The sequence below is a fragment of the Stenotrophomonas sp. YJH_SMC_17 genome (genome assembly GCF_059371655.1).
In genome coordinates, this window is the sequence record NZ_JCAFUU010000002.1 from 880,327 (window position 1) to 901,036 (window position 20,710).

The following is a 20,710-nucleotide window of genomic DNA, read 5'->3' on the forward strand; positions in this document are numbered from 1 at the left end:
GCTTGATCGCGGGCGACTGCCCGCTTCCCACGTGCTTGCTTTGCTGGCGGAAACGCCGGGCAGGGCAGCGCCTTGCCCAGAGAAACCCCATGAGCCTTTCTGCACACGCGACACCTCCGGTTGCGCCGCCGCTGTCGCGCACCTACCTGGCCCTGCTGCTGCCCATGCTGATGACCAATGCACTGCAGCTGGCCGCCGGCACGCTGGACAACGTCTACCTGGGCCATCTGCTTGGCACGCAGGCGGTGGCTGCCGCCGCGGCGTTCTTCCCGGTGTTCTTCCTGCTGATGGCCCTGGTGATGGGCCTGGCGACGGGCGCAATGGTGCTGATCGGCCAGGCCTGGGGCGCCGGCCAACCGCAGCGGGCACGCGCGGTAGCCGGCAGTGCGGTGGCGCTTGTCCTGCTGTTGTCGCTGCTGGTGATGGGCGTCGGCGGCGTGTTCGCGCCGCAGATGCTGGCGGCGCTGGGGACGCCGGCGCCGGTCCTCGGCGAGGCCATCGTCTACGCGCGGGTGCTGCTGCTGAGTGCGCCGGCGTTCTTCCTGTTGTGGCTGGCGACGGCCGTGAGCCGCGCGGTGGGTGACGCAAAGACGCCGCTGCACGCACTGCTGCTGGCGACCGTGCTCGGCCTGCTGTGCACGCCACTGCTGATCCTCGGCTGGGGCGGCCTGCCGCGGCTGGGCGCGGCCAGTGCCGCGGTGTCGGCGGCATTTGCCTCGCTGCTGGCGTTGCTCTGGTTGCTGTGGCGCTGGCATCGCCTGGGGCATCCGCTGGCACCGGGCCATGAGCTGCTGCGGGCCATCCGTTTCGATGGCGCGATCATTCGTTCGATGCTGCGCATCGGCGTGCCGTCCTCGCTGCAGATGCTCAGCCTGGCCATTGCCGAGATCGTGTTGCTGGGCTGGATCAACCACTATGGCTACACCGCGACGGCGGCCTACGGTGCGGTCAACCAGTTGATGAGCTGGGTGCAGCTGCCGGCGATGTCGCTGGGCATCACCGCCACCATCCTCGCCGCGCATGCGATGGGGGCAGGGCGTGCGGCACGATTGCCCGCCATTGCCCGCACCGGCGTGATGCTGGGTCTGGTGATGCTGACGGTCGTGGTGCTGCTGGTGATGGCGCTGGCGCCATGGCTGACCGGCCTGATCCTGGCGGCGCCGGAGGTGCGTGAACTGGCCGCATTGCAGCTGCGCACGGTGGTGTGGGGCGTGCTGGCGATGGGCGGCACCACGGTGCTGGTCGGCGTGATGCGTGGCAGCGGGACTGTGCTGCTGCCGGCGTTGCTGGGCATGACAGCGGTGCTGCTGCTGGAGCTGCCGTTGGCGATGTGGCTGCAGGCGCGGCACGGGCTGACCGGCCTGTGGTGGGCGTGGCCGCTGGGACTGGTGGCGATGCTGCTGTTGCAGATGATGTGTTTCGCCAGGTGGCGCGGTCGGTTGCCGGCAGCGGCCTGAGCGCAGCGCCATTGCCGGGGCAGCCGGCCAGCGGCCGGCTCTACCGCTCGGTCGGATCGCATCCGGCGGAAATCAGCGCCGATGCGCCAGCAGCAGGTGGAAATGCTTCTCCCGCGCCTGCCCATCATTGCCGGGCGCGGTTTCCAGATGGCTGCGCCAGGCCGAGAGGCTGAACCCGGATACACGCAGCGCCAGCTCCACGGCGTCCAGTTCATGCAGCTGGAAATCAGCGGCAAATGGCAGGCTGCGCATGAAGGCCGCATCGCCAAAGGCCAGGCACAGACGGCCACCGCGGCGCAGCACGCGTGCCAGTTCATCCAGCACCGGGGCCAGGTTCGGCCAGAAGTACAGGGTGTTGACCGCCAACGCTGCATCCATCGAGGCATCGCCGACGGGCAGGGCGTGGGCATCGCCGTGGCGCATCATGGCGCGGTCGGACAAGCCAGCGCTGGCCAGCCGCCGGTTGCCGGCTTCAACCATGGCAGGGGACAGCTCGATGCCGAGGTAGTGGCTGCCCGCGGCCCGCAGAAGTTCGGGCGCGAACGCCGCATTGCCGGGGCCGATCTCCAGAATCCCTTCGCCGGGCTTCACCGCCAGCAGCCCGATCGCGGCCAGGTTCAGGGCGCCGTTGCTGCGGTTCATCGAGTCGGCCACTGCCAGCGCGGCCTCGCCATGGGGCTGCCGCAGCTGTGCGGCCAGGGTGGAAGCATCCAGCATCGTCATCGTCCGTGGAAGAAATTCGGACGTGGCGGCGGCGGGTCCGCCGGTGACCATAGCGCCGACCTGATGGCTTGGGAAGTAGGGAAACCCCGCTGCGGGGTGATGAGGAAATGTCCAGCGTCGCAGTCGGTGAGATCTGGTTGTCCACAGGGGGTGTGGATTACGCGTGGGCAACTTTGTGGATAAGCCGCGACAGGCGCCACCCCCCTAGGCTGTCAAGATGGGTGGCGAAAAATTCACCGCTGGTGAGGACAGGTGAGGGAGCGGTGAAGAATCGCCTCGGTCGGCGCTGTCACCCACGGCAGCGCTCGCGGTAACCTGTGGGCCTTGATGCTCCGTGAGACCCCATGAAACGTCACTTCTCGATGCTGCGCGAATTCCAGCTGGCCGACTGGTTCACCCTGGCCAATGCGTTCTGCGGCACCGGTGCGGTCTTTGCCGCGATGCGCTTCCTGCAGGACGGCGAACGTGGCTACCTGCTGTTCGGCATGGCGCTGATCCCGCTCGCCTTCATTTTCGATGCCCTCGACGGGCGCATCGCGCGCTGGCGCAAGTCCAGCTCCACCCTGGGCCGCGAGCTGGACTCGCTGTCCGACGTGATCTCCTTCGGCGTGGCCCCGGCGGCGCTGGCCTACGCCTGCGGCATGCAGGGCGGCTGGGACTGGCTGGTGCTGAGCTACTTCGTCTGCTGCGGCGTCAGCCGCCTGGCCCGCTACAACGTCACCGCCGAGGCGCTGGCCGGCGACGAGGGCAAGGTCAAGTACTTCGAGGGCACTCCGATCCCGACCAGCCTGGTGCTGGTGATCGTACTGGCGATTGCCGCCGGTACCGATGCCATCGGCCAGAACATCTGGTTCGGCCAGTGGCAGATCGGCCCGTGGCAGCTGCATCCGATGGTGCTGCTGTTCGCGTTGTCCGGATCACTGATGATCAGCAAGACCCTGCGCATCCCCAAGCCATGAGCCAGCCCAGCGGAGACCTGCGATGACCAGCTCGGCCAACGACGCCGGCAGCAGCGATTTCGAAGCCCTGGCCCGGCAGTACTTCGGCGCCTGGGGAGATGCCCTGCGCCATGCATCCACGCCGGGTGCACCGGCCGGTGACGACCCCGGCAGCTGGCAACGGCTGTTCGACTGGTGGGGCCAGCTGCTGCCCGAACAGGGGCAGGGCGCGCCGGAAGATGCCATGCGCCGGTTCCGCGAACAGGCGGGCAGCTGGTACGGCACGATGCAGGAAGTGGCCGCACGTTTCGCTGGCCGCGACGCCAGCAGCGCCGAAGTCGCACAGGCCTGGCGCGAGGCGGTGCAGGGGCAGGGCGACGGCATGTTGCAGTGGATGCTGCAGGGTGCGCGGGGCAGCACCCACGCCGGCGCCGCCGTGCCCGAGTTCGCCGCCTGGCTGCAACAGTTCCAGCTGCAGGCCGGCCCCTGGCTGCAGAGCCCGGCATTCGGTCCCGGCCGTGAGCATCAGGCGCGCTGGCAGGCCCTGCTGCGCGCGCAGGAGGACTACCAGCAACATTCGGGTGCTTACGTCGAGCAGATCAAGCAGGCGCTGGACGAAGCCTTCGCGCTGTTCGAGCAGCGCCTGGCCCAGCACGAGCAGCCCGGCAGCCAGCTGACCAGCGCCCGCGCGATGTTCGACCTGTGGATCGAAGTGGCCGAGGAGGCCTACGCCAAGGTCGCCATGTCCGAGCCGTTCCAGCAGGTGTATGCCTCGCTGGGCAACGCACAGATGCGCCTGCGTGCCGGCCTGCAGCGCGAGGTGGAACAGATGAGCGAACGCATCGGCCTGCCGACGCGCAGCGAGATGGACGCCGCACACCGCCGCATCGCCGAGCTGGAGCGCAGCCTGCGCCGCCTGCAGGCACAGGTGGCGGTGCTGGCGGGCACTGCCGCGGTGGATCCGGTGTCACAGCCGGCACCGGCGAAGGTGAAGCCGGCGGCGCGCAAAGCTGCGAAGAAGGCTGCGCCGGTGAAGAAGCCGGCGGCGAAGAAGGCACCGGCGAAGAAAGCCGCCGCCCGCACCCCCTCACGGGCGCGTGACCGATGAAAGGACCGCTGGGCTTCAATGCCGATGACCTGATGCAGGAGACCCTGGCCATGCAGCGCAAGCTGATGGAAGGGCTGAAGCTGCTGCCGCAGGTGGAAGACGTGGACTATGGCGTGACCGCCCGCGAGGAAGTCTGGCGCGACGGCAAGGTGGTGCTGTACCGCTTCGTCGGCGAACAGGCCCCGACCCGGCGCACGCCATTGCTGATCGTCTACGCGCTGGTCAACCGGCCGTACATGGTGGACCTGCAGGCCGATCGCTCGCTGGTACAGAAGCTGCTGGCGCTGGGCCAGGACGTGTACGTGCTGGACTGGGGCTACCCGGACCGCTCCGAGCGCTTCCAGACCCTGGAGGACTACCTGCTGCGCTACATCGATGGCGCGGTGGATGCGCTGCGCGCGCGCAGTGGTGGCCCGGTGGACCTGCTGGGCATCTGCCAGGGGGGTGTATTCGCACTGTGCTATGCGGCGCTGCGCCGGCAGAAGCTGGGCAAGCTGATCACCATGGTCACCCCGGTCGATTTCCAGACCGCCGACAACATGCTCTCGCACTGGGCACGGCAGGTGGATGTGGACCTGCTGGTGGACACGCTGGGCAACATTCCGGCCGACCTGATGAATGCCAGCTACCTGATGCTCAAGCCGTTCCGCCTGAACGTGCAGAAGTACGTCGGCCTGCTCGACATCCTCGATGACAAGGCGGCGCTGGAGGACTTCCTGCGCATGGAGAAGTGGATCTTCGATTCGCCGGACCTCGCAGGCGAGGCGTTCCGTGACTTCATCAAGCAGTTCTACCAGGGCAACGGGCTGATGAAGGGCACGGTGCGGATCGGCGAAGAAGCGGTGGACCTGTCGCAGGTGACCCTGCCGGTGCTGAACATCTATGCCGAGCAGGACCATCTGGTACCGCCGGATGCCTCGCGCGCGCTGCGCGGGCGGCTGGGTACGGAGGACTACACCGAGTCCAGTTTCCGTGGCGGCCACATCGGCATTTACGTGTCCGGGCGCGCGCAGCGCGAAGTGCCGGCCACGATCGATGGCTGGCTGAAGGCACGCGACGTGTAGAGTCGAGCCACGCTCGACTACACGGACGCTCCGATGTTCCGACGAAATCTGCTCATCTTTGCCGCGCTGCTGACCGCGCCGCTCGCCCACGCCGCCCCCGGTCCGCAGGCACAGCGCGAGATTGCCCAGTTGATTGCCAGCCTGGACGGTTCGCAGTGCCGGTTTCAGCGCAATGGCAGCTGGTACGACGGCAGCGACGCGCGCGCGCACCTGCAGCGCAAGTACGACTACCTGCTGAAGAAGGACATGGTGGACAGCGCCGAGCAGTTCATCGAGCGCGCTGCCAGCCAGAGCAGCATGAGCGGCAAGCCGTACCGTATCCAGTGCGCGGGGCAGCCTGAACAGACTGCTGCCACCTGGTTCGGCACACGCCTGAAGGCGCTGCGCCAACGCACGCCGTAGACACGAGCCCGGTGTAGAGTCGAGCCACGCTCGACCGCCTTTGCGCATTCCCAGGAGACACCGCCATGAACACCACGCCCAAGACGCTGTCGCGTTCGCTGAACGACCGCATGATCGCCGGCGTGATGGGGGGCATCGCCCATCGCTTCGGCTGGAATGCCACCCTGGTGCGAATCGTGTTCGTGCTGGTATCGATCGGTTCGGCCGCCTTCCCGGGCATTCTGGTCTACCTGATCCTGTGGCTGCTGATGCCGAACGAGGCCGATTGAGGACTGCCTTGACGCCCTCGCCGATCTGGCTGCGCCCGCTGCAGGTGCTGGGCGCGGTGTGGACGTCACCCAATTCCCTGATCGGCGTGGTCGGCGGCTTGGCCGGCATGCTCGGCGGCGCGACATTGCGCTGGAGCGGCCGTGATTGCGCATTGGTGTTCGATCGCTGGCCGTGGGGGCCGGGTGGGGCGATCACGCTGGGCAATGTGATCCTGCATACCGGTCACGATCTGGGCATTTCGTGCCGGACCTATGCGCATCAGGCGGGGTGGGGCGTGGAGCCGCTGATCCGGCTGGATGATCACGAACGCGCACACATCTACCAGTACATGGTGCTGGGGCCGCTGTACCTGCCGGTGTACCTGCTGTGTGGCGGGGTGAGTGCGCGGAATCCATTCGAGCGCGCGGCGGATCATTACGCCCGGTTCGGGCACGGCTGGTGGCCGTAGTTTCCAGCCAACGGCGCAGCCCCTCGTGGGTGGTGATGCCTGGTCGCCAAATGCAAAACCCTCGCGCTGGTCGGTCGGGGTGGGTTCGCGGGGGACGCCGTGAACCCGTCCATGGGGGCTTGGCCGCGGCATCCATGCCGCGGACACCCCCGCGAACCCACCCCGACCGCCCTCTGACAGATGGCTGAGACCTGTACCACCCACGGAAAAGAAACAGAACAGCAGAAGCGGGTCGCGCGCTGCGCTTGCTCGTGTAGAGCCGAGCCCACGCTCGGCTGCGTTCAGGCCAGTCCGCGAAGCCCAGCGCAGGCTCGGCTCCACAACAGAAAGCAGCCAGCCCACAGGAAACCGGCTTTTCGCGAACAACCAATCCACCCACGAGCGGCTGCGCCGTCGGCTGGAATCGCCACGATTCGTTAGCTGGAAGTTAAGGATCCGTAAGCATTCTGCTGCGATCCCGCAGTCATCTGCATGCAACCGATCGTCATTAGCCTTCGTGACGTTCCAGTCAGGTTCGACGCGGTAAGCTCTCCCCCGATGAGCTCGCAGCATCGCTCATCGAGTGCAGTACGCAGTAGCAATTTGGAGGAAGACATCACATGGCAATCGTTCTTTATGTCGGTGGTAGCAAGGATGGCGAGAAGGGCGTGGTGCCCTACGGCTTCAGCAAATCCCGCGCCGACACCGCGCTGGGGCCGGAGTTCTACACGGAGCGGTTCATGGAACTGCAGGGTGTCGGCAAGGTCCGCCTGATGGCCCTGGAAGGCATGCGTGACGAGATCGTCATGCAGCGCGCCGCCCGCCACTACCGCTGACCTTCGCAACACGCGGCAGGGCGCGCTCCACCATCGCGCGCCCGCGCCGGCATCCCAGCCGCGGGCCAGTCCGAGCCTATCCGCCAGGATGCCGGCGTCCAATCCGGCCGCCGCCGCTGAACCTCGCCCCGTGTCAATGCCTTGTCCGGCTCCGTCGTGGATTGCCAGAATGGGGTCTTCCCGTAACGCGGCACAGACCTGAAGCAATGCACGACGCCAAGAACGCCCAGAGCGCGCTCGCCCAGCAGATCGCCCAGACCATCGCCGACGAGATCGGTGCCCAGTCCGCCCAGGTACGTGCCGCCGTCGGCCTGCTCGACGAGGGCGCCAGCGTTCCGTTCATCGCGCGCTACCGCAAGGAAGTGACCGGCGGCCTGGATGACACCCAGCTGCGCAACCTGGAAGTGCGCCTGACCTACCTGCGCGAGCTGGAAGACCGCCGCGCCGCAGTGCTGGCCAGCATCGGCGAGCAGGGCAAGCTCAGCGACGAACTGCGCAACGACATCCTGGCCGCCGATACCAAGAGCCGCCTGGAAGACCTGTACCTGCCTTACAAGCCCAAGCGCCGCACCCGCGCCCAGATCGCCCGCGAGGCCGGCCTGGAGCCGCTGGCCGATGGCCTGCTGGCCGACCCGACGCAGGACCCGCAGGTCTTCGCCGCCACCTTTGTCGATACCGGCAAGGGCGTGGCCGACGCCAAGGCCGCGCTGGAAGGCGCGCGCGCGATCCTGATGGAGCGGTGGGGCGAAGACGCCGCGCTGGTCGGCGAACTGCGCACCTGGCTGGGCGACACCGGGGTCATCCGTGCCCGCGTCGTCGAGGGCAAGGAAACCGAAGGCGCCAAGTACCGCGACTATTTCGAGCACGCCGAAGCGCTGGCGAAGATTCCCTCGCATCGGCTGCTGGCACTGTTCCGTGCGCGCCGCGAGGAGATCCTGTTCCTGGAACTGGACCCGGGCAGCGATGCCGAAGCGGGCCACCAGTACGCCGAGGGGCGCGTGGCGCGCAAGGCTGGCATCGCCGACCAGGGGCGTGCCGCCGACCGCTGGCTGCTGGATGCCTGCCGTCTGACCTGGCGCGCCAAGCTGCACACCCATCTGCTGCTGGACCTGTTCAACCAGGCCCGCGAAAAGGCCGAAGCCGAAGCCATCGCGGTGTTCGGTGACAACCTGAAGGACCTGCTGCTGGCGGCACCCGCCGGCCCGAAGACCGTGCTGGGGCTCGACCCGGGCATCCGTACCGGCTGCAAGATCGCGGTGGTGGATGCCACCGGCAAGCTGGTGGCCACCGACACTATCTACCCGCACGAGCCGCGCCGACAGTGGGAGCAGTCGCTGCAGACGATCAAGCAGCTGTGTGCCAAGCACAACGTTGAGCTGATCGCGATCGGCAACGGTACCGCCAGCCGTGAAACCGACAAGCTGGCCGGTGAAGCGATCAAGGCCGCTGGCAACCCGAAGCTGCAGAAGGTGGTGGTCAGCGAGGCTGGCGCCTCTGTGTACTCGGCGTCCGAATTCGCGGCCAAGGAATTCCCGGGGCTGGACGTGTCGCTGCGAGGCGCGGTTTCGATCGCGCGCCGCCTGCAGGATCCGCTGGCCGAGCTGGTCAAGATCGAGCCCAAGGCGATCGGTGTGGGCCAGTACCAGCATGATGTTGACCAGTACCGCCTGGCGCGGGCGCTGGACGCACGGGTGGAGGACTGCGTGAACGCGGTGGGCGTCTACGTGAATACCGCGTCGGCCGCGCTGCTGTCGCGCGTGTCCGGCCTTTCGCCCACGGTGGCCGAGAACATCGTGCGCCACCGCGATGACAACGGCCCGTTCAAGCGCCGCAAGGACCTGCTGAAGGTCGCGCGCCTGGGCGAGAAGACCTTCGAGCAATGCGCCGGCTTCCTGCGCATCGCCGACGGTGACCAGCCGCTGGATGCCTCGGCCGTGCACCCGGAAGCCTACCCGGTGGTCGAGCGCATCGTCGCCAGCACCGCGCGCCCGATCAAGGCGCTGATCGGCGACGGCAGTTTCCTGCGCGGACTGAAGGCCGAACAGTTCACCGATGACACCTTCGGCGTGCCGACCGTGCGCGACATCCTGAAGGAGCTGGAGAAGCCGGGCCGCGACCCGCGTCCGGAGTTCAAGGCGGCGCGCTTCGCCGAGGGCGTAGAGGACATCAAGGACCTGCGCGAGGGCATGGTGCTGGAAGGCGTGGTGAGCAATGTGGCGGCGTTCGGCGCATTCGTCGATATCGGCGTGCACCAGGACGGCCTGATCCACATCTCGGCGCTGTCCGATACCTTCGTGAAGGACCCGCGTGACGTGGTCAAGGCCGGCGACATCGTCAAGGTGAAGGTGCTGGAGGTGGACGTGGCGCGCAAGCGCATTGCCCTGACCCGGCGCCTGGATGACACCCCGGGACAGGCCACCAGCCGCCCCGGCCAGCGGGAGGAGCGTGGCCAGGGCCAGGGGCCGCGCCGCGAGGCAGGTGGCCAGAACCGCGGACCGAACCGGGGCCCGGGCCATGGCGGCCGGGCCGGCCAGGCCGCGCCGCCGGCCAACAATGCCCTGGCCGAGGCCTTCGCCCGCGCCAAGCGCAGCTGAGGATCGTGCCCCCCGTCACGGTTGATCCGTAGCGGGGGACTTGTCGGTTTTCCCCGTGATTGCGCACACTTGCGCCTGAGGGGGGCGTTCGGCCTCCCCGCTGTCGCTGGGGAGGGCCATGACGCCAGCACGACCCGCCGTCTTCGTCGCAGGCTGCAGCGCTTCGCTGCGGTCGGCGCCTGCCCGTGCCGGCAGGGGACCGGAGTGATGGCGGGCCAGGGAAACAACGGCAACGGTCTGCTTGAACGGCGCCTGCAGGAGCTGGCCGAAGAGCGCCGCCGGCTGGCGATGATCATCGACGGCACCGCCGCCGGCACCTGGGAATGGAACGTGCAGACCGGCCAGATGCGGGTCAATGCGCGTTGGGCCGAAATTGTCGGCTATCGCCTGGACGAACTGGAGCCGGTCTGCCAGAAGACCTTCCTGAAGCTGGTCCATCCCGACGACATCGCAGTGTCCGATGCGGCACTGGATGAACATTTCGACGGGCGCACCGACAACTACGCCTGCCTGCTGCGGATGCGCCACAAGAACGGCCAGTGGATCTGGATCCAGGACCGTGGCCGGGTCTTCGAGTGGGATGGCCAGGGCCGTCCGCTGTGGATGGCCGGTGCGCATGCCGATGTGACCGAGCTGCAGCAGGCCCGCCACGATGCGGCCGAGACCCGTCAACGCCTCCAGGCGGTGGTCGATGCGTCCGATGAGGTGGCGGTGATCGCCACCGATACCGATGGCACCATCACCCTGTTCAATACCGGCGCGCAGCGCCTGCTGGGCTACAGCGCGGCCGAGGTGGTCGGGCAGCGCAGGCTCGATGCCTTCCACGACCCACAGGAACTCAATGCCTGGCTGCGACCGCTGGCCGATGCCGATGGCCATCTGCCAGGCGTGTTCGAGGCGCTCAGTGCGCGTGCCGACGGCCAGACCTATTCGCGGCAGTGGACCTTGCTGCGCAAGGACCGCCAGCCACGCCAGGTACGCTTGTCGATCAGCCGCATGGACGGTGCCGATGGGGCGCGCATCGGCTATGTCGGCATGGCCATCGACATCACCGAGATCCTGCAGGCGCGCGCCGAGGCACGCCTGTCGGCGGAGAAGTTCGCCGGTGCATTCACGTCGGCTGCGCTGGGCATGGCGCTGGTGTCGCTGGAGGGGCGCTGGCTGGACGTCAACGACGCGCTGTGCCGGATCCTTGGTTATCCGCGCGAGGAACTGCTGCAGGTCGATTTCCAGCGTCTGACCCACGCCGATGACCTGCAGGCCGATCTGGCCCTGGTACAGGACCTGCTGGCGGGCCGGCGCAGCCACTACCATCTGGAAAAGCGCTACCTGGACCGCGATGGCCGCATCATCTGGGCGCGCCTGTCGGTCTCGCTGGTGCGCAACGAGCATGGCGAACCGCTGCATTTCGTCTCGCAGATCCAGGACATCACCGCCCAGCGCAGCAGTGAGCAGCGCCTGTTCGAGAGCGAACAGCGCAGCCGCATCACGCTGGATGCGGTGGCCGACCTGGTGCTCAGTGTCAGCCTGGACGGCCGCATCGACTACGCCAATGCTGCAGCGGTACGCACGCTGGCCGGTGATGGCGCGTTGTCGCTGGCCGGGCACAAAGTGCAGGACGTGCTGGCGCTGACCACCGAGTACGCGCCAGGTTCGGTGCTGGACGTGTCGGTGCTGCTCGACCCGGAAAGCAATGCAGTGGACCTGCATGCCGATCTGCTGCTGCGGCTGGGCACCGCCACGGTGCCGGTGGATCTGACCCGCGCCTGGTTGCGCGATGACGAAGGCCACGTGCGCGGCGCGGTATGGGTGCTGCGCGACGATACCCAGCAGCGCGCACGCCAACGCGAGGCGCGGCACCTGGCCGAGATCGATCCGCTGACCGAACTGAGCAACCGCCGTGGCTTCGAGGCGCATCTGCAGCAGGCGATCACCCGTGTGGAACGCACCGGCCAGGCTGCATCGCTGATGTTCATCGACCTGGACCGTTTCAAGCCCATCAACGATACCTGGGGCCATCTGGCCGGCGACGCCGTGCTGTGGGCGGTGGCCAGTGTGCTGCGTCACGGCGTGCGCGATTCGGATGTGGTGGCGCGGCTGGGCGGCGATGAGTTCGCGGTAATCCTGTCGGGCTGCACGCCACGCCGCGCCGCCCGCATCGGTGGCGAGCTGCTGAACACCCTGGCTGCGCTGTCGATTCCGTGGGACCAGGGCCGGCTGCGGGTCGGCGCCAGCATCGGCATCGCGCCGCTGGCCGGCGGCATGAGCGTGGACCAGGCGGTGGCCGCAGCCGATGCCCAGTGCTACCGGGCCAAGGCGATGGGCCGCAACAACGTGCAGGTGCAGGGCGAGCTGTCCGAACTACCGACCGACGACGGCGAGCCGGCCTGAACCGGCCCGCACTCGCGGGCGCGGATGAAGGATGTTTCATTTGCCCGCGTCGGCCGATTTGGCGAGCATGGGCGAGCCTGGACTTCCGAAGTGCCCATGTCGCGCGTATTGACCATCGAGGATGACGCCATTACCGCTCAGGAAATCGTGGCGGAACTGGGCAGCCATGGACTGCAGGTGGACTGGGTGGCCGACGGCCGCGAAGGCTTGGTGCGCGCGGCCAGTGGCGACTACGACGCGATCACGCTGGACCGTATGTTGCCCGGGCTGGATGGGCTGGCCATCGTCACCACGCTGCGACGGATCGGCATCGACACGCCGGTGCTGATGCTCAGCGCGCTGTCGGACGTGGACGAGCGGGTACGCGGGCTGCGTGCCGGTGGCGATGACTACCTGACCAAGCCATTCGCCTCCGACGAGATGGCCGCGCGGGTGGAGGTGCTGCTGCGCCGCCGTCAGCGCCCGGCCAGCAACGAGACCCTGCTGTGCGTGGGCGACCTGCAGCTGGACCTGCTGGCACGCACGGCGCATCGTGGCGGCCGCAGCCTGAGCCTGCTGCCGACCGAATTCAAGCTGCTGGAGTACCTGATGCGCAACGCGGGCCAGGTGCTGACCAGGATGATGCTGTTCGAGGAAGTGTGGGGCTATCACTTCGATCCCGGCACCAACCTGATCGACGTCCACATCGGCCGCCTGCGGCGCAAACTGGACCAACCCGACACGCCCTCGTTGATCCGTACCGTACGCGGCAGCGGCTATGTCCTCAGCGAAACTGTCTGACGGCTGGCGTTCTTCCAGCAGCCGCCTGCTGGGCCTGTACAGCCTGCTGTTCGTGGCCTGGTCGTGCGTGCTGCTGGGCGTGTTGTACTGGCGGGTCTCGCTGTACCTGGACGAGCTGGCACAGTCGGCGGTGCTGCAACGCGCCCATCTGTTCGAGCATTTCAGCGGAGACGGGCTGACCGCCGCGCTGCGCGAGAACCGCCGCTACGACCTTCACGGCATCGATGCCTACGGGCTTTTCACGCCCGACGGAAAACCGCTCGCCGGCATGTTGAAGTCGTTGCCGGCGCAGCTGCCGCTTGATGGCAGCGCGCATCCGGTGTCTGGCCTGCCGATCACCGATGCCTATGCGCGCGGAAAGCGTGGTTTCGGCCTGGCGATGCCCACCCGCGATGGCCGCATCCTGGTACTGGTGCGTTACAGCGGGCCGCTGAACGAGGTGAACCATCTGATCCTTGATGCGCTGCTGTGGGGCGTGTCGCTGACCCTCCTGCCGGGCCTGCTGGGCTGGCATCTGCTGCGGCAACGCCCGTTGCGGCGCATCCAGGCAATCGAGCAGGCGACGGCCAATATCGTTGCTGGCGATCTTGGCCAGCGCCTGCCGCTGTCCAACCGCCGCGATGAGCTGGACATGCTGGCCGCCATCGTCAACGCCATGTTGGACCGCATCGAACAGTTGATGACCGAAGTCAAAGGTGTGTGTGACAACATCGCCCACGACCTGCGCACGCCCCTCACACGGATGCGCGCGCAGCTCTACCGCATGCGCCAGCAGCTGGTCGATGGCGATCCGCAGGCACTGGCACTGGAGCAGGTGCTGGAGGAAACCGATACGCTGATGGCGCGTTTCCGCGCACTGCTGCGCATTTCCGAGCTGGAAGACCATCAGCGCCGCTCCGGTTTCAGCACGCTGGCGCCGGACGCGCTGCTGCAGGAGATCCATGCCTTCTATGCGCCGCTGGCAGAAGAGAAGGGGCAGCTGTTGCTGCTTGAACTGGCCCCTGATCTGCCGGGCGTGATGGGGGATCGCGGCCTGATGTTCGAAGCGATCGGGAACCTGCTGGACAACGCGATCCGGTTTGCGCCGGAGGGAGGGCGTGTGCAGTTGTCTGCCCGGGTCGAGGAGGGCGCCACGTGCATCGTGGTGGAGGATTCCGGTCCGGGTATTCCCGAGGGCGAGCGCAGCCTGGTGTTCCAGCGTTTCCATCGCGCGGAGGCCAGCAAGGGTGGTGGCTTCGGGCTTGGCCTGTCGATCGTGGCGGCGATTGCCGGGTTGCACGGATTCCGCCTGCAGGTGGCGCAGTCCACGCTGGGTGGCGCCCGATTCAGCCTGCTGTGCCGGCCGCAGGTGCTGTAGGAGGGTGTTCTTTTGCAGGGCTTGCAGCCCTGCACCCGCCGAAGCAACGTCAATGTCGAAAGCCGGGTTTCCTGCGGGTAGGCGGGGTGGATCCGGTTGCGGGGGACGCCGTAAACCCGTCCATGAAGTGCCCCCCGCAACCGAACCCACCCCGCCTTCGCAGATTCCCGCGATCTGCCGGAACTTCCATTGGGGTCGGATCCCGTTGCTGCGCAACGGGCTCTGACCCCATGCTTGATTGTCGATACCGGATGGATTTGCTCCACGCATGGCGTGGATCTACTGGCCACCGGGAAACTGTCAGAGGTGGGGCACTGTGGGTTTGCGGGGTGTCCGCGGCATGGATGCCGCGGCAAAGCCCCAATGGATGGGTTTACGGCGTCCCCGCAAACCCACAGTGCCCCGCCAACCCCCAGCAAACCGCTCTGGCTTTTGATGTTGACGTTGCTTCGGCGGGTGCAGGGCGCCGCCCTGCCGAACCCACCCCTTTCATGAAATATGTTTCATCCGCGGCACAGCATTGTTTTAGCCGGCAGCGCCGATACTTGCCGGCCTGCGCTGCCCGCGGTGGGCAGTGGCATCGCTGGAGAGCCGCATGCTCGGGTTGGTCAAGACCGCGCTCAACAAGCCTTACACCTTCGTGGTGATGGCCATTTTCATCTGCATCGTCGGTCCGCTCAGCGCGCTGCGCACCCCCACCGATGTGTTCCCCGATATCGGCATCCCGGTCATCGCGGTGGTGTGGCAGTACACCGGGCTGTCGCCCGATGCGATGGCCGGCCGCGTGATCTCGCCCTACGAGCGTGCGCTCAGCACCACCGTCAACGACATCGAGCACATCGAATCGCAGTCGCTGGCCGGCATGGGCGTGGTCAAGGTGTTCTTCCAACCCGGCGTCGATATCCGTACCGCCAACGCACAGATCACCGCCATCTCGCAGACCATCGTCAAGCAGATGCCGGCCGGGATGACGCCGCCGCTGATCCTCAACTACAGCGCCTCCACCGTGCCGGTACTGCAGATGGCGTTCTCCAGCCCGACCCTGGGTGAATCACAGATCCGCGATCTGGCGCAGAACACCGTGCGGCCGCCACTGACCTCGATCCCGGGCCTGGCCATTCCCGCCCCCTACGGTGGCAAGCAGCGCCAGATCACCCTCGACCTGGACCCACAGGCGATGGCGGCCAAGGGCCTGTCCGCGCAGGACGTCGGCAATGCGCTGGCCGCGCAGAACCAGATCACCCCGGTCGGTACCGCCAAGCTGGGCAGCAACGAATTCACGGTGCTGCTCAACAACAGCCCCAGCGAGATTGAAGCCCTCAACGACCTGCCGATCCGTACCGTCAATGGCGCGGTGGTCACCATCGGCCAGGTCGCCCACGTCCGCGATGGTTCACCGCCGCAGACCAACATCGTGCGTGTCAATGGCGGTCATTCGGTGTTGATGGCCGCGCTGAAGAACGGCGATGCCTCCACGCTGACCCTGGTCAGCCGCATCCGCAGCATGCTGCCGCAGATCGGCGAGACGCTGCCGCCGTCGCTGAAGATCTCGCTGCTCGGCGATGCCTCCACCTTCGTGCGCGAATCGATCAGCAGCGTGGCCCGCGAGGGCATCATCGCCGCGCTGCTGACCAGCGTGATGATTCTGGTGTTCCTCGGCAGCTGGCGCTCGACGGTGATCATCGCAGCGTCGATTCCGCTGGCGGTGCTCTCGGCCATCGCGCTGCTGTCGGCTGCAGGGCAGACGCTCAATGTGATGACCCTCGGCGGCCTGGCACTGGCGGTGGGCATCCTGGTCGACGATGCCACCGTCACCATCGAGAACGTCAACTGGCACCTGGAGCAGGGCAAGGGCGTACGCGAGGCGATCCTCGATGGTGCCGCGCAGATCGTCGGCCCGGCGTTCGTATCGTTGCTGTGCATCTGCATCGTGTTCGTACCAATGTTCCTGCTTGATGGCATTGCCGGTTATCTTTTCCGGCCGATGGCGCTGGCGGTGATCTTCGCCATGGCCAGTTCGTTCGTGCTCTCGCGCACGCTGGTGCCGACCATGGCGCTGTATCTGTTGAAGCCGCATCGTGTGGAGCGGGGCACCGGGCATCATCCCGAAGATGCCTTTCTCAACCATCATGAGGGCGATCATCCTCAGCCGCGCCGCGCACGCATTACCGCTACGCTGGTGCGCTGGCAGCAGCGCTTCGAGGCCGGTTTCTCCGCAACCCGCGACCGCTACCACGCGCTGCTCGGCCTGGCGCTGGCCCATCGCGGACGTTTCCTGGTCGGCTTCATGGCCTGCGTGCTGCTGTCCTTCGCGCTGTTGCCGACGCTGGGCCAGGACTTCTTCCCGGCCACCGAGGCCAGCGCGTTGTCGCTGCACGTGCGCCTGCCGCTGGGCACGCGCATCGAGGAAACCGCTGCGGCCTTCGATCGCATCGAGGCACGCATCCGCCAGGAGATCCCGCCGCACGAGATCGATGCCGTCGTCGATAACCTCGGCCTGCCGATGACCGGCATCAACATGGCCTACAGCGCCAGCGGCACCATCGGCCCGCAGGACGGCGACATCCAGGTCTCGCTGAAGCCGGGGCACGGCGATGCGGCCGAGTATGAGAAGCGCCTGCGCGAGGTGCTGGCGGCCGCATTCCCGGGCGCCACCTTCGCCTTCCTGCCGGCCGACACAAGCAGCCAGATCCTCAACTTCGGTTCACCGGCGCCGCTGGATATCCGCATCGCCGGACCGGACGCCGCCGGCAACCGCGCCTATGCGCAGGAGCTGCAGCGTCGCCTGCGCCACGTGCCGGGCCTGGTCGACCTGCGCCTGCAGCAGCCTGATGGTTATCCGACCCTGAAGGTGGATGTCGACCGCCTGCGCGCCAATGGCCTGGGTATCACCGAGCGCGATGTCACCAACAGCATGGTGGCGTCGCTGGCCGGCAGCGGCCAGGTTGCACCGACCTTCTGGCTGAGCCCGAAGAATGGCATTTCCTACAGCGTCGTGGCGGCCACGCCGCAATACCGCATGGACAGCCTGGCCGCACTGCAGGCGCTGCCGGTGACCGGCAGCAGCGGCACGCCGCAGGTGCTGGGCGGCCTGGCTGACATCCAGCGCGGCTCCAGTTCCGCGGTGGTCACCCACTACAACGTGCAGCCCACGCTGGATCTGTTTGCCAGCGTGCAGGGCCGCGACCTGGGCGCGGTGGCGGCGGACGTGCAGAAGGTCATCGACGGTATGGCGGGCCAGCGTCCGCGCGGCACCGAGGTCGGCCTGCACGGGCAGATCGACGCGCTGCATGTGGCGTTCACCGGCCTCGGCTACGGCCTGCTGGCGGCGATCGTGCTGATCTACCTGCTGATCGTCATCAACTTCCAGTCCTGGACCGACCCGTTCGTGATCATCACCGCGTTGCCGGCCGGGCTGGCCGGTGTGGTCTGGATGCTGTTCCTGACCCACACCACGCTGTCGGTGCCGGCGCTGACCGGCGCCATCCTGTGCATGGGCGTGGCCACCGCCAATTCGATCCTGGTGGTCAGCTTCTGCCGCGAGCGCCTGGCCGAACACGGAGATGCCCCCAAAGCCGCGCTGGAAGCCGGGTTCACCCGGTTCCGACCCGTGTGCATGACCGCGTTGGCGATGATCCTCGGCATGTTGCCGACCGCGCTGTCCACCGAGCAGAACGCGCCGCTGGGTCGCGCGGTGATTGGTGGTCTGCTGCTGGCGACCTGCGCCACGCTGATCTTTGTGCCTGTGGTGTTCGCGCTGGCCCATTCCCGTAAAACCCGTACTGCTCCTGCCGGAGAAGCCCTGCATGTCTGAGTCTTTGCTGCCGCAGCGTTCGCTGCGCCGTCCCCTGGTCCTGGCCGCTGCGGTGGCGCTGGCGCTGGTGGCCGCCGGTCTGGCCCTGCGCGCACAGCAGGCGCACGCGGTGGTCGACTGGACCGAACGCCAAGCGGTTCCTTCGGTGCAGGTGGTCACTGCTGGAGAGCAGGGCGCTGCCGGTACCTTGACCTTGCCGGCGCATCTGAGTGCCTGGACCGAAGCGCCGATCCATGCCCGCGTGGGCGGCTACCTGAAGTCCTGGAGTGCCGACATCGGCCAGCCAGTGAAGGCCGGGCAGGTATTGGCGGTGATCGACAGCCCAGAGCTGGACCAACAGATCGCCCAGGCTCACGCGCATCTGCTGCAGGTGCAGGCCGATGCAGCGTTGGCCAAGGTCAGCGCCGAGCGCTGGCAGGGCATGCTGGGCAGTCACTCGGTGTCGCGCCAGGAGGCCGACGAGAAGCAGGCCAATGCGGTGGCCGCGCAGGCCACCGTGGAAGCGGCGCAGGCCGACTATGCACGGCTGCAGGAACTGGGGCGCTACCGTACGTTGCGCGCGCCCTTCGACGGTACGGTCACCTCGCGGCAGACCGACGTCGGCCAGCTGATCCGCGCCGATGACAGCGGTCGCGAACTGTTCAACATTGCCGATACCCGGCGCTTGCGCCTGATGGTGCCGGTGCCGCAGAACAGCGCGGCCAGCATCCGCCCTGGCCTGCAGGCCACGCTGCAGGTGCCGGGGCAGGACGCGCGCCACTTCACTGCCACGTTGCAGGGCGATTCCAGCGCGATCGATCGCAGCTCGGGTACGTTGCTCGCGCAGTTCGTGGTCGACAATACCGACGGCGCATTGTTGCCCGGCAGCTATGCGGAAGTGACGTTGCCGCTGCAGGGCGGGGGGGCGGGTGTGAGCGTGCCAGCGGAGGTGTTGATCTTCCGTGCCAAGGGCACGCAGGTGGCGGTGGTCGATGCCAACGACATCGTGCACCTGCGGGACATCCACATCGCCAGTGACCTCGGCAGCACCCTGCGGGTGGATCGTGGCCTGAAAGCGGGCGACAGGGTCATTCCCAATCCGCCGGACGCGTTGCGCGAGGGCGATCATGTGCGCGTGGTCGCTGGCAACGCGGAGCCTGCGCATGTCCGCAGTTGAGCGCACAGCGACACTGGCGGTGATCGGCCTGCTGCTGGGGGGCTGCTCGCTGGCGCCGACTTACCAGACGCCGGTGGTGGCGATGCCCGCCCGCTATGAGCACGCGGAGGCAGCAACCCCAGCGCCCTTGCCTCAGGCGTGGTGGCGCGCCTTCCAGGATCCGGTACTGAACCAGTTGCAGCAGCGGTTGATCGCCGCCAGCCCGAGCCTGGCATTGGCCGTGGCGCACTACGATGCGGCGCGCGCGGCCGCCGGTGAGGTAGCGGCGGCACGCTTGCCGCAGATCGGCTTCAGCACCGGCCCGGTGCGTCAGCGCCAATCCGATGACAAGCCCCTGCGCAGTGCCACCCAGCCGGCGATCTATGACAGCAACACCGCGACGTTCTCGTTGTCGTTCGACCTCGATCTGTGGGGGCGCCTGCGCAACGCTGCTGCCGCGGGCAAGGCGCGCGCCGAGGCCAGTGGCGATGATCTGGCTGCCGCACGGCTGAGCCTGTCGCAGCAGTTGGCCGGGCTCTATCTGCAGCTGCGCGGTGCCCAGGCACAGCAGGCGACCCTGCGTGGCAGCATCGAGGATTACCGGCAAGCGTTGACGTTGACCGAGGACCGCTTCCGCGGCGAGATCGCTTCGGAACTGGACGTGTCCCGCGCGCGGCACCAGCTGGCCAGCGCGCAGGCCGACCTGGACGCGCTCGACGGACGCTGCGCGCTGCTGCGGCATGCCATCGCCGAGCTGGTCGGTGCGCCCGCCAGCGGCTTCGCCGTCGCCGATGCGGGCCTGCCGTCGCTGCCATCGGTGCCGGCCGATCTGCCCAGCAGCCTGCTGCGGCGACGGCCGGACATCGCCGCCGCCGAACGCCGGGTGTTCGCCGCCAACGCAGGTATCGGCGTGGCGCGTGCAGCGTGGTTTCCGCAGCTCAGCGTGAGCGGCCTGCTGGGGGGGCAGACCTCGGGTGGCAGCGCGCTGCTCGACGCAGGCAACCGCTATTGGGCCCTGGGCCCATTAGCGGCGCTGCCGGTGTTTGATGGCGGCCGGCGCAAGGCAGCCAAGGCCGAGGCTTATGCGGAGTTCGACGCAGCGTCGGCACAGTACCGCGCCACCGTGCTCGCTGCGATCCGCCAGGTGGAAGACCAATTGACCCTGCTGCGCCAGCTCGACGCCCAGCGCGGCCACGAGCAGGATGCGGTGGCCGCCGCGCGGCGTGCCGAGCAGATCGCACATGATCGCTATACCAGCGGCGCGATCAGCTATCTGGACGTGGTCAGTGCGCAGACCGATGCACGCCAGGCTCAGCTCGGTCTGCAGGACATCCAGAGCCGGCAGTTGCAGGCCAGCGCGGCCCTCATGGCCGCGCTCGGTGGTGGCTGGTCGCAGTAGCAGCGGCAGGCGGTC

At 67.6% G+C, this 20,710-nt stretch carries 16 protein-coding genes; 15 read left to right on the forward strand and 1 reads right to left on the reverse strand.

The window, feature by feature from the left end:
* Positions 1–89 precede the first annotated feature (89 nt).
* Positions 90–1,457: an MATE family efflux transporter gene (locus AC5P8Z_RS09125; RefSeq protein WP_495228840.1), complete on the forward strand. Its 1,368-nt coding sequence runs from the start codon at positions 90–92 to the stop codon at positions 1,455–1,457.
* 72 nt (positions 1,458–1,529) lie between these two features.
* On the opposite strand, the gene AC5P8Z_RS09130 is transcribed toward AC5P8Z_RS09125, so the two are convergent.
* Positions 1,530–2,180 carry a class I SAM-dependent methyltransferase gene (locus AC5P8Z_RS09130; RefSeq protein WP_495228842.1) on the reverse strand — a complete coding sequence of 217 codons (651 nt, stop codon included), beginning with the start codon at positions 2,178–2,180 and terminating at the stop codon, positions 1,530–1,532.
* A gap of 344 nt (positions 2,181–2,524) precedes the next feature.
* Between AC5P8Z_RS09130 and AC5P8Z_RS09135 the strand changes: the two genes are divergently transcribed.
* From AC5P8Z_RS09135 to AC5P8Z_RS09200, 14 genes are all read left to right on the forward strand, one after another.
* Positions 2,525–3,139 (forward strand): CDP-alcohol phosphatidyltransferase family protein, encoded by a 615-nt coding sequence (locus tag AC5P8Z_RS09135; protein ID WP_100442258.1) that lies wholly within the window; start codon positions 2,525–2,527, stop codon positions 3,137–3,139.
* A gap of 22 nt (positions 3,140–3,161) precedes the next feature.
* Complete coding sequence (gene phaE / locus AC5P8Z_RS09140) at positions 3,162–4,226, forward strand: class III poly(R)-hydroxyalkanoic acid synthase subunit PhaE (RefSeq protein WP_495228843.1); 1,065 nt, start codon at positions 3,162–3,164, stop codon at positions 4,224–4,226.
* Positions 4,223–5,290: a class III poly(R)-hydroxyalkanoic acid synthase subunit PhaC gene (locus tag AC5P8Z_RS09145; RefSeq protein WP_495228845.1), complete on the forward strand. Its 1,068-nt coding sequence runs from the start codon at positions 4,223–4,225 to the stop codon at positions 5,288–5,290. Before phaE ends, AC5P8Z_RS09145 begins: the two co-directional genes overlap by 4 nt.
* Positions 5,291–5,323: 33 nt before the next feature.
* On the forward strand, positions 5,324–5,692 hold the full coding sequence (locus tag AC5P8Z_RS09150) for a YfeK family protein (RefSeq protein WP_495228846.1): 369 nt from the start codon (positions 5,324–5,326) through the stop codon (positions 5,690–5,692).
* Between the two features lie 65 nt (positions 5,693–5,757).
* The gene (locus tag AC5P8Z_RS09155) at positions 5,758–5,961 is read left to right on the forward strand and encodes a PspC domain-containing protein (protein WP_295568770.1); all 204 of its coding nucleotides are present in this window, start codon (positions 5,758–5,760) and stop codon (positions 5,959–5,961) included.
* Positions 5,958–6,410 carry a hypothetical protein gene (locus tag AC5P8Z_RS09160; protein WP_495228848.1) on the forward strand — a complete coding sequence of 151 codons (453 nt, stop codon included), beginning with the start codon at positions 5,958–5,960 and terminating at the stop codon, positions 6,408–6,410. Before AC5P8Z_RS09155 ends, AC5P8Z_RS09160 begins: the two co-directional genes overlap by 4 nt.
* Before the next feature lie 599 nt (positions 6,411–7,009).
* Entirely contained in the window at positions 7,010–7,225 is a 216-nt protein-coding gene (locus tag AC5P8Z_RS09165) for a hypothetical protein (protein WP_005410085.1), read from the forward strand.
* 206 nt (positions 7,226–7,431) lie between these two features.
* Positions 7,432–9,819: a Tex family protein gene (locus tag AC5P8Z_RS09170; RefSeq protein ID WP_286068865.1), complete on the forward strand. Its 2,388-nt coding sequence runs from the start codon at positions 7,432–7,434 to the stop codon at positions 9,817–9,819.
* Positions 9,820–10,026: 207 nt separating this feature from the next.
* A complete protein-coding gene (locus tag AC5P8Z_RS09175) occupies positions 10,027–12,210 on the forward strand; it encodes a PAS domain S-box protein (RefSeq protein ID WP_286068864.1) in 2,184 nt (727 codons plus the stop codon).
* A 96-nt stretch (positions 12,211–12,306) separates the two neighbouring features.
* Positions 12,307–12,990: a response regulator transcription factor gene (locus AC5P8Z_RS09180; protein WP_286068863.1), complete on the forward strand. Its 684-nt coding sequence runs from the start codon at positions 12,307–12,309 to the stop codon at positions 12,988–12,990.
* Positions 12,968–14,347 (forward strand): sensor histidine kinase, encoded by a 1,380-nt coding sequence (locus AC5P8Z_RS09185; protein WP_495228851.1) that lies wholly within the window; start codon positions 12,968–12,970, stop codon positions 14,345–14,347. Before AC5P8Z_RS09180 ends, AC5P8Z_RS09185 begins: the two co-directional genes overlap by 23 nt.
* A gap of 595 nt (positions 14,348–14,942) precedes the next feature.
* Positions 14,943–18,161, forward strand: a complete 3,219-nt coding sequence (locus tag AC5P8Z_RS09190) for an efflux RND transporter permease subunit (RefSeq protein ID WP_495228852.1) — start codon at positions 14,943–14,945, stop codon at positions 18,159–18,161.
* Complete coding sequence (locus AC5P8Z_RS09195; RefSeq protein WP_495228853.1) at positions 18,154–19,317, forward strand: efflux RND transporter periplasmic adaptor subunit; 1,164 nt, start codon at positions 18,154–18,156, stop codon at positions 19,315–19,317. Before AC5P8Z_RS09190 ends, AC5P8Z_RS09195 begins: the two co-directional genes overlap by 8 nt.
* Positions 19,304–20,695 carry an efflux transporter outer membrane subunit gene (locus AC5P8Z_RS09200; RefSeq protein WP_286068859.1) on the forward strand — a complete coding sequence of 464 codons (1,392 nt, stop codon included), beginning with the start codon at positions 19,304–19,306 and terminating at the stop codon, positions 20,693–20,695. Before AC5P8Z_RS09195 ends, AC5P8Z_RS09200 begins: the two co-directional genes overlap by 14 nt.
* Positions 20,696–20,710 lie beyond the last annotated feature (15 nt).